The sequence below is a fragment of the Achromobacter sp. FW305-C-13 genome, assembly GCF_058783475.1.
Window position 1 is genome coordinate 760,257 of the sequence record NZ_JBYSYN010000001.1, and the last position, 14,133, is coordinate 774,389.

A 14,133-nucleotide genomic window follows, 5' to 3' on the forward strand; every position below is an offset into this window, starting at 1 on the left:
ATGAGCATGAAGAAACTGGCGCGCAAACTCTGGACCGGCCGTTCCTCCCGCGAGGTGCAGCAATCCTTGTTCCGCAGGCGGCCCCTCTTCGAGGCGCTGGAGCGCCGTTATCTCATGTCGGCCGAGCTGCTGGTTCCGCCGCCGCCGCCCACCAGCGACCAGGCCCCCATCGTGGCGCCGGCCAATCCCGGCGCTGCCGCTGCCGGCGCCCAGGGCAAGAAGCCCACCGCGCCGGGCACCCACCCCTATCTGGTGGAACGCGCCGCCTTCAAGGCCGCTACCCAGCACAGCGAAATGCTGACGCTGGACCAATACGCCAAGGCCAACGCCACGCGCCAGGGCGAAGCCAAGGCGTGGTTGCCGGGGCAGGAAGCCAGCCAGGCCAAACCGTCCGCTGCGGCCGCGAACATCCCCGGCTACACCACGCAGTCCGAACAGACGCCGGTGCGCCAGATCATCTTCGTGGACCCGGCCGTCGACAACGCCGAGCAGATCGTGCAAGGCCTGTACGGCCTGATCAGCGGCAAGACCGAAGGCCTGGATGGCCTGGTCAAGCCCACGGGCGAGGGGCCGCAAGTGCAGGTGCTGCGTAGCCATGACACCGAGATCATCGTGCTGGACGGACGCTATGACGGCGTGGACCAGATCACGCAGATCCTGGCCCAGCACAAAGACCTGGCGGCGGTCCAGATCATGAGCCACGGCAGCGTGGGTTCGCTGACACTGGGCACGGCCACGCTGGGCGAGGGCCAGCTCGATACGTACAAGGAGCAGTTGCGTGCCTGGGGCGATGCCTTGTCGGAAGACGGCGACATCCTGCTGTACGGCTGCAACGTGGCGGCCGGTCGCGCGGGCGTGGCCTTCGTGGACAGCCTGTCGGCCATCACGCGCGCCGATGTCGCGGCGGCGACCCACACGGTGGGCACTGCCGCGCTGGGCGGCGACTGGGTGCTGGACTACCGCAATGGCGTGATCGACACCAACACAGTGACGGTCGCCAGCTGGAACGGGGTGATGGCCAGCGCCAAGGGCCTGCAGAGCGGCGGTTCCACGCTGCAGGGGGTGGCGGTCAATGACCACCTGATCGGCTACGGCAGCGACAACACGTTCGTGTTCGACAACAATTCGACCTCGGCCGTCACGACGATCGAAGTGCGCCAGGGCATGAAGCTTGAGAACGGCGTCTGGGTGCGCAACGAAGACGACGACAACAGCAACAACACGCTGGATTTCTCGGGCATCAAGGGCAACGTCACCGCCATCATCAGCAACAACGACGCCTACCAGATCACCTATTCGACGGTGGATGCGGGCAACAACTGGACCCAGCACGTCGTCAACGTGGTGTTCAAGTCCGCCGATGGCACGCAAAGCCTGAAGATCGGGGACAAGACCTTCAACCTGATCGGCACAGCGCTGGATGGCAAGACCATCCTGGATTACAGCGGCTATGCCACCGGCGTCACGGTCGACCTTTCCGGCCCCACGGAAGACGCCAATGGCGAAGACGTTCCGCCGCCGCCGCCGACCGGATTCGGCTATGTGCGAGCGATCAGCGGCGTCAAAGGTTCCACGCAGGGCGGCAACAAGATCACCGTGGTGGGCGACACCACCGTCACGATCAACAACGCGCAAGACATCATTACGGGTAGCGGCGGCGGCAACACCTACATCGTCGCAGGCGGCACCATCGGTTTTACCCTGACCCAGCAGGCTGGCCAAAGCGGCAACACCCTGGACCTTTCCCAATTTGGCGCCGACATCACTGCCCGTGTGCAGACGGGGGGCGGCGTCAGCGTATTCCTGGGCGCCGGGTTGGCGGCCGACGGCAGCATCAATAGCCTGGCGACCGCGCTGGTCAGCAATCTTGACGTCCAGATGTTCTTCGGCGTGGCCGGCAAGACTACGCTGGATTACTCGGCCTATGAAGACAACGTCACCGTCAACCTGAACTTCCAGGACGGCAACACCGGGCTTTACGACGCCAGCGGCCTGGCGGGTGTGCTGAACATCAGCAACGTCATCGGCGCGGGCGGCAATTATGGCAACGACATCGTCGGCAGCCTGGGCGACAACATCATCACCGTGGCCAACAGCCGCGGGCAGAACCGCATCAGCGGCGGCGGTGGCAACGATCTGGTGATCGGCAACCTGGCCACCGGCGGCGCAACTGAATACATTGCGGGCGTGGACAGCAATGCCACGCTTAGCGGCGACAAGACCTCGGCCACGTTGACAAACACGCCTGTTGGCGCGGGCACCGCTACGACGGTGACCCTGCGCGGCGTGAACGCCGTGACCTTGCAGGACTATCGCACCATCGACCCCACGGCGGCCGTGGGGACGACGAATCACGCCGGCACCAGCGTCACGCTGGACGGCACGAACTATCGCGGCGATCTCACCTTGATCGGCAGCGCGGGCGCCAACGTCCTGAAGGGCGGTTTGGGCCACAACACCTTTACGGGGTACCAGGGCGCGAACGAGCTCTGGGCGCAGGCCGGATCGCTCAGCAACACGCTGGACGAAAACGGCGAATGGAATTTCACGCTGACCAATACGGGCTTGACGGCCACGTATCAAACCGACGGCACGGCGCTGGCGGCAGGGCAGGCTGCGCCCACTCTGGCCAACACGCTGCATGGCGTGTTCAGCGATGCGCGCCTGAACGGCGGCCTGGGTTCCACGTTGATCGACGCATCCGCCTTTTCGGGCAACACGGTGTTGGTCAGCGGTCTGATGATGGGCGGCGTCATCAAGTCGGGCTCCGGCGCGAACACCAAGCACCAGATCATGCTGCTGGGCGGGCGCTATGCCATCACCGGCGGCACGGGCGCCCACGCCACCACCGAACTGGTGGTGGCCGCCGACGGCCTGACGGGCATCGACGGCGCGGGCTATGAAGCGCAGATTGCCGCGACCGGCGGCGTGGGCTATGTGTCGTTCGAGCAGAATGGCGGCACCAACTGGATCAAGCGCGCGGCGGGCGAAACGCAGGCCACCGCGTCTACCTACGCCAACATCACCAGCGCGCGCGTCATCAGCGGCGAATACGGCAACTGGATCGACACGTCGCGCTTTGCGGGCGCGGCCGTGCTGGATGGCTCGGCGGGCCTGGCCAACACCTTCATCATCAGCAACGCCTACGCCACGCAGGTGATCGGGTCGGCCGGCATCAACACCATCGAGCTGTCCACGGGCGGCAAGAACGTGGCGCTGAACAATACCCAGCTCACGATCGGCACGGGCGGCGCCGCCATCAACAGCGCCTTCACGAACGTGAATGACTTCCGCTTCGTGGTGCAGGGCGGCAGCGCCAACACGGTGGACACCTCCGCGTTTACGGGCGTGACGACGCAGACCTATCTGTCGGACCTGACCTCGGGCTACACGCCGGCCGAAGGCCCGGCGTTGGCCTTCCTGTTTCCCAACCATGCCAACGCCCGGGTCGATGTCGGCCTGGAAGGCGTGCGCACGGTGCAAGACCTGCTGGACGCCATCGGTGCCGGCATCATGGTGAACGCGGCCGGTGAGCCGTTGCGCGTGGCCGTCAGCGGCCCGAACGCAGGCAAGCTGATTCCGGCCTCCGACACCACCACCGAGTGGGACTACCTGTACGCGCTCACGGCCAGCCTGGACGCGCAGGGCCGCTTGCAGATCGCCTACAGCCAGGACGCCATCGCGGCGGGCTTCTCGGGCGTGTTCACGTTGGCGCCCGGCATGCAGGCGGCGCTGAACGCGGACGGCACGGTGTCGAACTCCACCGTCAGCCTGTCGGACGCGGCCTACAAGCTGGGCTTGATCGTGGCGGGCCAGGTGCAAACCAGCTCGACCGGCGCGGGCGTGCTGACGGGCGCGGCGCTGGCCATCGGCCATCAGACGCAGTTTGTGCTGGCGGGCACGAATTCCACCATCCGTTCGGGCGGTGGCGACAACACCTTTGTCGTCAATTACGGCCAGTCGGCGAACAATACCGGAGCGGGCAACAACATCGTCACGCTGGCGACGGCCACTGGCAATCACCTGGTGGTCAATACCAGCGTCGGCGCCGTGTTGTCGGGTCCCAACGTGCATTACGTCAATGCCGGGACGAGCACGAATGTCGTCAACTACGGCGGCAACGCGTTCACCGACGCCACCGTCATCGCCACCAACACCACCGGCGCGACCACGCTGGATGCCTCTGCCTGGAGCGCACCGGTCACGCTGGCCACCAGCGGCGGCTATGACACGCTGAAGGGCAACACGAACAACGTGTCCTTCGTGGTGACGCAGCCAGCCGACACCGCGAACGGCACCGTCACGGTGTCGCTGGCGTCGAACGCGGGGTCGGGCAACAGCCTGCAAGTGATGGCGCTGGGCGCGGGCACGGCCTTGTCGACCCTGATCTCGGCGACCGGCACCATCCTCGGCGTGACGCTGGGCGCCAACACCGACAAGCTCGACTACGTGCTGGACATCGGCAATGGCATGGTGGACACGGCGCTTGCCGTGACCGGCCGCAACGTCATCATCCGCGGCCAATCGTTCTCGGTAAACACGGACATCACGCTGGACGCTGCCCATACCTTGCGGTTGGAAGGCGAGAAGATCACGGTCGGCGCCACGACTGGCGCGAATATCGTGCTGGCGGCGGGCGCCGTCGAACTGGCGGCGCAACGCTACCGCCCGTGGCGCAGCGGCTTTGCCCAGATCTACACGCTGGAAACCAGCATCACGATCAACAACGCCACCTTATGGGCGCAGAATGCGTCGGGCGCGGGCGTCAGCCTGACGACCAAGATCGACAGCAAGGACTACGATCTGGACCCGCTGATCAAGAACGCCGCGAACCAGAGCGGTGTGCTGGGCACGCTGGCGGGCGGGGTGAATTCCGCGTTTGATGCGCTGATGAAGTTCCTGGACGGCGCCAGCGCCATGGCGTCGTGGGCGGGCATCACCTACAAGTCGTCCATCAATGTGGGCGCGCAGGCGCGGCTGGTGTCCAACAGCGACGTCACCATCACGTCGACCTCGTCGGCCACGGTGGCGCTGAGCCCCTTGGTGTCCAAGGTGGCCAGCATCGGCGTGGGCGTGTTGCAGAATTACTCGCACATCGACGTGCAAGGCACGGTGATCGCCTCCAAGGCCATCACCATCAAGTCCGAGGTCACGAACGATATCTCCGTGACCCTGCTGCCGGGCCAGCTGGGCGCAGTGCCCGCCGTGATCGGCGTGGGCGTGGCGGTGGTGCTGAGCGAATCCACGGTGCACATCGGTACCGGCGCGCGTCTGGAAACGGGCCTGCAACACACGGCCGACCCGACAACGGGCACGGTCAGCAATGTGGGCGGCGACGTCACCATCCAGGCCATCACCAATCACAAGAGCACGATTTCGATCACCGCCAAGGGCGCGATGGCCGAAAGCGACGACACCAAACCGGTGACGGGCGCGGATGGCAAGATCGATCCGTCCAAGGAAGCCGGCAAGTACAAGGCCAGCGTGGCCAAGGTCGGCGTGGCGGTGGGCTTTGCCTACAACCAGCTCAAAACCGAAGCCTTCATGGACGGCTCGGTGGTGACGCGCAACGCGGGCAAGGTCACGGTCGAGGCCAAGGCGCTGGACAAGGGTAGCGCGATTTCGGTCAAGACGATTCTGGGCGGGCGCGCCGCGACCGGCAGCGATTATCTGTCGTCGGCGCAAACGGAGGCCAAGAGCGCGGCCATTTCCAAGACGGTGACGCCGGTGGTGGGCGGCGCCTTGAGCGGCCTGGGCACCGGCGCGCAGTACGTGAAGAGCTTCTTCAGCGGGCTGGTGTCGGATAGCCGGGGTGGCAAGTTCGGCGACAAGGTCAAGGAAATCAAGCAGGAGAAGGATTTCGAGGACCGCGCCAAGTACGACGAGGACATCCAGAAGGAAATCGACAACCCGTCCACCGAGTTCCAGGTGGGCGCGGCGCTGGGCATGTCGATGAGCAACATCACGACCACGGCGCGCATCGGAAACGGCGTGAACGGCGCCACGGTCAACACGGCGGGCGGAGACGTCACGGTGAATGCCGTGACGCAATACAACACCAAGCTGACGGTGATGAGCGGGGTGGACGATCAGGCCATCGCCGACAAGCAGGCGTTCCTGAAAAAGAAAAACGACCTGACGACCAACCAGCCGGAACGCGCGACGGGGCCGGACGGGTCGGACTTTGGCGCGGCGGCCGCGGTGGTCATCGGCATTGAAGACGTCAAGACGCAGGCCAGCCTTTCCAAGAACGCCAGCATCAGCACCACGGGCGGCGACGTGGCCGTAACGGCCAGCACGCTGAACCAGATCGACCCGAACAAGCTGTGGTTGGTGAATCTGTATGCGCCCTTCGATGGCATCCAGGGCAAGTGGAACGCGGCCGATGGCACCTCGGCCAAGATGACGGTGGCGAGCGACGCCGCCAAGAGCTTCCTGAATAATCTGCAGGCCACGCTGACCAGCACGGGCGGCATCTCGTCCAGCTTCAGCACCTGGGCCAGCGCCACGGCCAAGAGCAAGAAGCTGGCCCTGTCGGGGGCCTTCACCGTATTGGTGCAAGACACCAAGACGCAGGCCAATGTGGCGGGCGCGATCGATACCCGCATTGCTGGCGCCGCCGCCGGCGACGTCACCGTTGACGCCAAAAATTCCTCGCAGCGCTTGAATCTGGTCGGCAACATCATCCTGCCGTCGGTGTCGATCGGCGGCGAGAAGTCGCTGAAGAAGGCCGACGCCAAGGCCGACGGCCAAAGCCGCCTGAGCTATGGCAAGGATTTGACGAAGGGTTTCCTGACCCCGAAGTACCAGGGCTTCGATTACGGCAGCAGCTCGAAGGAAGGCTCGGCCATTGGCGTGTCGGTGTATGTGAACGCGGCCAAGCACGACACGCGCGCGGTCGTCAGCGACACGGCGGTGATCAACACCGGCAAGCTCACGGTCAATGCCGACAATGAACTGATCTCGGTCACGCTGGGCGCCTCGGGCGGCCAGGCCAAGACGCTGGCGCTCAATGGCGTGGTGCTGGTGAATTCCACCAGCGCGACGACGCTGGCCCAAGTGGGCCGCGCCGCAACGGTGAACGCCAGCGGCGCGGCGGCCATCCAGGCCACCGACGCTACCTGGGTCGGCACGATTGCCGGCGCCGCCGCCAGTTCGCAGGCGGCGGGCGTGGGCATGAGCGTGTCCATCAACGACGTCAATCGCTGGACGCAGGCGCTGATCGGCGACACCTTGCGCGTGTCCGATGGCGCGCCCTCGGCCTTGGCGGCCGGCACGTTCTCGGCGGCCTCGCTGTCGGTGCGGGCGGAAAACAAGGGCTTTGTCGGCAACTTCGCCGTGGCCGGTTCGCGCGTGTCCAGCCCGGTGGCGGGCGCGGGCGGCGGCACGGGCGCGGGGGCGGGCGGCTCGGGCGGCGCAGGCGGCACCGGCACCGATACTTCGGCCATCAAGCTGCCGGGCAGCCAGGGCAATGCAACTCCCGGCACCAGCACCCCGACCTTGCCCAGCACGGATGTCAGCAGCGTGCTGGACTCGGTCAGCGGCCAGGTGGGCCAGCTGACGCAGGACGCGGGCGCGCCGGCATCCGGCGCAGGCGGCTCGGCCGCCAGCAGCCAGCCGTCGAAGGCAGGCGTGGCGATTTCGGGCGCGGTGGCTGTCAACATGGTCAGCGACTTTGCCCAGGCCTATGTCAACGCGGCGGGCATGGTCATCAAGATTGGCGGTGACGCGTCGATTACCGCGTTGAACAACACCCACGCGCTGGCGCTGTCGGGTTCGGCGGCGTTGGCGCAGTCGGACACGGCCAAGTCCAACGTGGGCGTGGCCGGCGCCTACAGCATGAACATGCTGGGCGGCGAAGCCCGCGCCGAGGTGATGGCGGTGGGCGAACTGGCCGTTACCGCCAACCTGGCGCTGGCGGCTCGCCGGACCGGCGTCGCGGTGACGATTGCCGCCGGCATGGCCGGGGCCAAGGGGCAGAAGGGCGTGGCGGTGGCGGGTTCCGCTGCCGTGGGCGTGGCGGACTACGCCAACATCGCGGTGCTGAGCAACGCGGCCAAGGTGTCGGCGCGCGACATCACCATCCAGGCGCGCGACCTGAGCGTGCTGGCCACCGTGGCGGGCGCGGCCGCCAGCTCGGACGGCAAGGCGGGCGTGGGCGCGGCGATTGCCGTCAACACCAGCACCAGCAACGTCGAGGCGGGCATCCGCCAGGTGACCGACCTGCTGTACACGGGCCGCGTGGACGTGTCGGCGGAATCCACCCAGGTGGTCGTGGGCTTTGCCGGCGCGTTCGGCATGGCGCGCGATGGCGCGGGCGTGGGCGGCTCGGTGGCCGTCAACGTGGTGTCCAACCGCATTGAAAGCTATTTGATCAACAGCAAGGTCACGCACAGCGGCGCGGCCACCGGCAACCACGACGTGAACGTCAGTGCGTCGGACAAGACCACGCTGGTCGCCATTACCGGCGCGGCCGGCGCGGGCAAGAAGGCGGGCGTGGGCATCGCCGTCAGCTACAACGAAATCGGCAACGCGGTCATGGCCGGCATCCAGGGTTCGACCGTGGATACCAAGGGCCACGGCGCGGTGAACATCAGCGCTGAAGACACCTCGTCACTGGGCGGTGGCGCGGTCGGCGTGGGCGTGGGCATGGGCCAGGCCAAGTTCGCGGCCGCGGGCTCGGTGCAGGTCAACCGGGTCAGCTCGGCCGTGGCGGCCTATGTGCTGCCCAGCTACGCCGGCAATGGCGCGGTGGCGGCGCGCAGCACCATCAACGCCACGGCGCTGACGGTGAAGGCGACCGAGAACAATACGCTCGTCGCCGTGACCGGCGGCGTGGCCGTGGCCGCCGGCGGCTCGGTGGCCGTGGGAGCATCGGTCAGCGTCAACGAGATGAGCTCGCGCACCAGCGCGCTGATCGACAACGCCGACGTGGACGTCAGCGGCCAGGTGGACGTGTCGGCACATTCGTCGCCGTTGCTGGTGTCGGTGGGCGCGGCAGGCGCCTTGTCGAAGAATTTCGCGTTGGCCGGCGCGGTCAACGTCAACATGATGCGCGGCGCAACCGAAGCGCGCATCAGCAACAGCACTATCAAGGCAGGCAGCCTCGCGGGCTTCTCGGGCGATGCCGTGCGGGTGAACGCGTCGGACGCATCCGCGCTGTACGCCATCACCGTGGCCGGTTCCATCGCCACGCAGGGCGCGGCGGTGGGCCTGGCCGTGGCGGTCAACATCATGGGCGGAAACACCGCCTTTGACCGCAACCTGCTCAGCTTCAACAACGGGACGCTGGCCGATTCCGGCGCGGCGGTCACGACGGCGGGCGTGGCCGACAATGCCGGAACGACGGCCAATCCGAAGGTGACGGCGGCCATCCAGCGCAGCGATGTGCACGCGGCGGCCGGCAACGTCAACGTGTTCGCTGGCCTGGTGGACCCGATGGCGGCGGGCGGCAACGCGCAGCTGAACGGCGGCGACCAGCTGTCGGTGGGCGGCAGCGACGTCAAGGTGGACCAGGGCGGCAGCACGCTGACCTTCACCGGCAACGCGGCGGCCGTCATCAACGGTACGGCCGACAACAGCGGCAACGGCGGCATGCCGGGGCAGGGCGGTACGACGGGCGGCGAGTTCTCGGGCTGGCAGACGGGCGACGGCGTTTACGTGAGCGCGGGCGCGTCCAACATCAAGCTGGCCGATGGTTCCAGCCTGCGCAACGACCGCGTGTACTACGTGATCCGCCGCGAGGCCGCCAATGGCGAGGCCGTGATCCAGCTGGCCGACACGCAGGAAGACGCGCTGCGCGGCAAGGCGCTGCAATTCAGCAGCGTGAGCAATCTTGCCGCCGTGGGCTTTGCCCATGTGCGCATGCAGAATTCCACCAGCGTCAATCTTCAGCCATTCCACGGTGTGGACGCGGGCGTGACGCTGAACCCGGCCACCAACACGCTGACCTTGAGCACGCCGTTTGCCGGCGTGCAGGAAGGCTCGGCCATCGTGTACAGCGGTTCGGTGGGCAGCAATGGCCAGATCGACGACGTGCTGGCCAACCGCATTCTTGCGCAGGGCAAGGATGTGCTGAAGGTGGGCGTGACGTATTACGTGGTCAACCTCAGTGCCGACCAGACCTCGTTCCAGCTGCGTGACGGCCAGGGCAACCTGGTGGATTTCAGCGGCGCATCGGTCAGCGCAGCCCCGCAACGCTTCAGCGTCAACAACCCCGCGGGCGCGGTGCTGAACGCCGATGGCAGCCTGACGCTGCCCAAGGCGCATGGCCTGGCGACCGGCGACAAGGTGGTCGTCAGCGTGGCCGCCAACGGCGTGCTGACGGGCCTGACGAACGATCACGTATACGTGGTTGAGGTCGTGGACAGCACCACGCTGCGCTTCAAAGACGTGAACGGCGCCGCCGTCACGCTGGCGGCGCTGGGTTATGTGGCGGAATTCAATGCCGGCACCAAGCGCTATGACTACTTCCTGACGGATGCGGCGGGCAACAAGCTGCTGGACGCGCAGAACCAGCCGATGACCGTCAACCCGGACGCGATGATCGCGTTCACGCAGGTCGAGCTGCAACGCCAGACCTCGCAGACGACGACCACCACCGGCAGCGACGGCACCGAAAACACCAGCATCACGCAGGGCACGCCGACGGACGCCACGCTGTCAGCCAGCAGCGGCAAGTCGCAGGTGGCGGGCGAGAACAGCTTTACCTTTGCCACCGACGCGGGTCTGGCCACGGGCGACACCGTGATCTACCGCAGCCAGGGCACGGAGATTGCGGGTCTGGTCGATGGTCAGCGTTACTACGTCATCAACGCGTCGCAAGGCGGCGCGTTCCGCTATCAATTGGCGACGTCGCTGGACAATGCACGCGATGGCATCGCCATGCAGTTGGGCGCCGTGACGGGCACGGGTGGCATCAGCTTGCAGAAGGCCGTGGACCGCATCACCTCGGGTGGTCTGATTGCGCTGGACATCGGTTCGCTGACGCAAGGCCATGGCTTGACCAACAGCATGCTGAGCATCACGGTGGCCGGCGCCGGGGGCAAGTCCCTGGGCGGCGCGGGCGCCATCGGCGTGAACCTGTCGCGGGCGGATGTGTCCGCCATCATCGACAACACGGGCGCGGCGGCGGGCACCAAGGTGCTGTCCGAGGCCGGCGCGGTGTCGGTATCGGCGCAGGACGCCAGCCGCATCGTCACGGCCACGGGCGCGCTGGGCATTTCGGTGACGCAAGGTGCGTCGGCGGCGATTGGCGCATCGGTCAGCGTGGCGGACATGCGCAACGACGTGCGCGCCGCCATCGCAGGGGCCACGGTCACGGCCGAGTCCGTGCAGGTGCGCGCGGAAGAACGCGCCAGCATCTACAACGTATCGGTGGGCCTGGCGGGCGGCGCGGGCGTGGCCGTGAGCGGCTCGGTGGCCGTCAACACGATCCAGAACACGGTGCATGCGCAGATCCGCGATGCGTCCGTGACGGCGACGGCGGGCGATATCCGAATCGCCGCGCGCGACATGGCCAGCATTGCGGCACTGGCGGGCAATGTGTCCGTCTCCGTGGGCGGCCGCGTGGCGGCCGGCATGGCCTTTGCCGTCAACCAGATTTTCGACACGGTGTACGCGGGCGCGGTGCGCTCGTCCTTGTCGGCGGCGGGCGACATCGTGGTGCTGTCCACGTTTGCCAAGCCCGATGATTTGTCGCCGGGACTGAACGCGCAGATTTCCGCCATGGCGGTCAGCGGCGCGGTCGCGGCGGGCGGCTCCGGCGCCAATGTGGGCTTTGGCGGGTCGGCGGTACTGAACTGGATCGCCAACACCATCACCGCCGAGATCGGCGACACGGTCAGCGGCCAGGACGTGGTGGCGGACGGCGACATCGTCGTGCAGGCCTCTGACGAATCCACCATCAACAGCCTGGCCGGCGCAGTGGCGCTGGGCCTGGGCTCGCAAGGCGCCAGCGTGGCGGTGGGCGCCAGCCTGTCCTACAACTACCTGGGCGGCGCGCCCGCGGGCAATGCGCGCGAGCACTCGGTGTCGGCCTTGATCCGCGACACGCAGGGCGCCGTGCGCGGCGCGCATGTGCAGGTGGCCTCGCTGTTCACGGGCCAGATTCACAACGTGACCGTGGCGGGCAGCGTGGCCGTGGGCACGGCGGCGGTGTCGGTGGGCGGGGCCGTGTCGGTCAACCGCGTCAACAGCAAGAATGAAGCCGGCATCCGCAACGCGCGCCTGGTCGAGGCCCTGTCCTCGGGCGGCGCGCCGGGCGTGGCCGTGCAGGCGCGCGACGACGGCTATGTGCTGGCGGTGGCGGGCGGTTTGGGCGTGGCGGTGTCGCCGGGCAGCGGCGCGGGCATCGCGGCCGGCGTGTCGGCCACCGACAACACGGTCAGGAACCACACGCTGGCTTATATCGACGGCAGCTCGGTCAGCGACGCGAATGCGCGCACGCAGATCGGTTCGGCCAACGGCATCGCGGTGGACGCCATCAATGAGTCGCGCATCGTGTCCACGTCGATCGGCGTGGCGGCGGCGGTGGCGGTGGGGCAGGGCTTTGCGGGCGCCGGTGCAGGCGCGGGCAGCGGCAACACCATAGGCGGTTCGGTGCAAGCCACGCTGCGCAATGTGGACCCCAAGAACAACGGCACGATCGACGGCGACGTGCACGTCAAGGCCGAGAACACCGGCAGCATCGTCACCGTGGCGGGCGCGCTGGCCGTGGCGGTGTCGGCAGGCGGCATGGGCGCGGGCGCGTCCGTGGGCGTGTCGGTGGCCATCAGCGACATCACCACCGTCGTCAAGGCGCTGGTGGACAACGCCGTGATCCGCACGCGCGCCGGCAGCCAGGGCGTGACGGTGTCGGCCAGCGACACGGCGGCCATCACCGCCGTCGCCGTGGGCGGCGCGGTCAGCGTGCAGGCCGGCAGCGCGGGCGTGGCCATTGCGGTGGGCACGAGCGTGGCGGTCAATAAAGTGTTCAACTCGGTGCACGCCCAGATCCAGGGCGGCCGTATCGAAACGGGCGGCGCGGCGCTGACGGTCAGCGCTACGCAGCAGGCCGACATCACGTCGGTAGTGCTGGGCGCGTCCGTCGCGGTGTCGGTGGGCGATAGCGCCAACGCCGCCATCGGCGGCGGCGGCGCGCTGGCGCGCAACGTCATTTCCGCCAGCGTGCAGGCGGTGGTGTCGGATGCGGTCATCGACACGTCGGGTGCGGGCAACACGTTCGGCGCGCTGGACGTGTTGGCGCTGGGCCTGTCGCAGATCAACGCGGTGGTGCTGGGCATGTCGGCCTCGGTGTCGGTCAGCCACTACGCGGCGGCGTCTGCCTCTGTGGGCGTGGCCATGGCCGAGAACGTCATCGGCTACGACGTCAACAGCGCCGGGCAGGTGGTGGCGCTGGGCGCGGGCCGTCCGGTCAATGAAATCGTGGCCGGCATCGACGGCAGCACGGTGACGGCGGGCGCGGTGCGTGTCAACGCCAGCAACGCCACCTTCAAGGCCGACGGCAGCGTCGACCAGCAGCAAAGCATCAACGCCGTGGTGGTGGCGGGCGCGGTCGCGGTGTCGGTGGCCTACGCGCCGCCCATCGTGGACGGCGCCAGCCTGGCGGTGTCGGGGGCCGGCGCGGGCGCGCGGGCCGTCAACAAGATCAAGACGGGCATCACCGCCCGCATCACGGACCAGAATCAGGCGCATGCGTGGAACGCGGCCACCGTCTCGGTGGTGGCGATGGACGCGGCCCGCATCGACAGCACGATTGCCGCGGTGGCGATCTCGGTGGCGGTGTCGCTGGGCGCCACCGCGTCCCTGTCGGTTGCGGCGTCCCTGGCGCAGAACGACGTGGGTAACGCGGCGCTGGCCAAGGTGGATGGCGTGAACTTCGTCAACGCCCCGGCCATTACCGTCAAGGCGGACAGCCAGGCCAGAATCCATACCGTGTCGGTGGCGGCATCGGTCGCCGTGGGCGTGGGCCTGGGCGGCATATCGCTGGTGGGCGGCGGCGCCGATGCGCGCAATGTGATCAGTTCGTCGGCCACGGCGTTGATGAACGGCTCGCGCTTCAGCGGCAACGGCGCCAATACGTTGACCGTGGATGCCGACATGAGCGGCACGATCAAGTCCACCGTCGTGGTC

Annotated in this window: 1 protein-coding gene (cut by a window edge); it reads left to right on the plus strand. The window is 67.6% G+C overall.

Features of this window, described 5'->3' with window-relative positions; genetic code table 11:
- Positions 1–14,133 carry the start of a DUF4347 domain-containing protein gene (locus AC3WMU_RS03550; RefSeq protein ID WP_492281835.1) on the plus strand. It continues 18,849 nt past the right edge of the window, so only the first 14,133 of its 32,982 coding nucleotides appear in the window; the start codon lies at positions 1–3; the stop codon falls past the right edge of the window.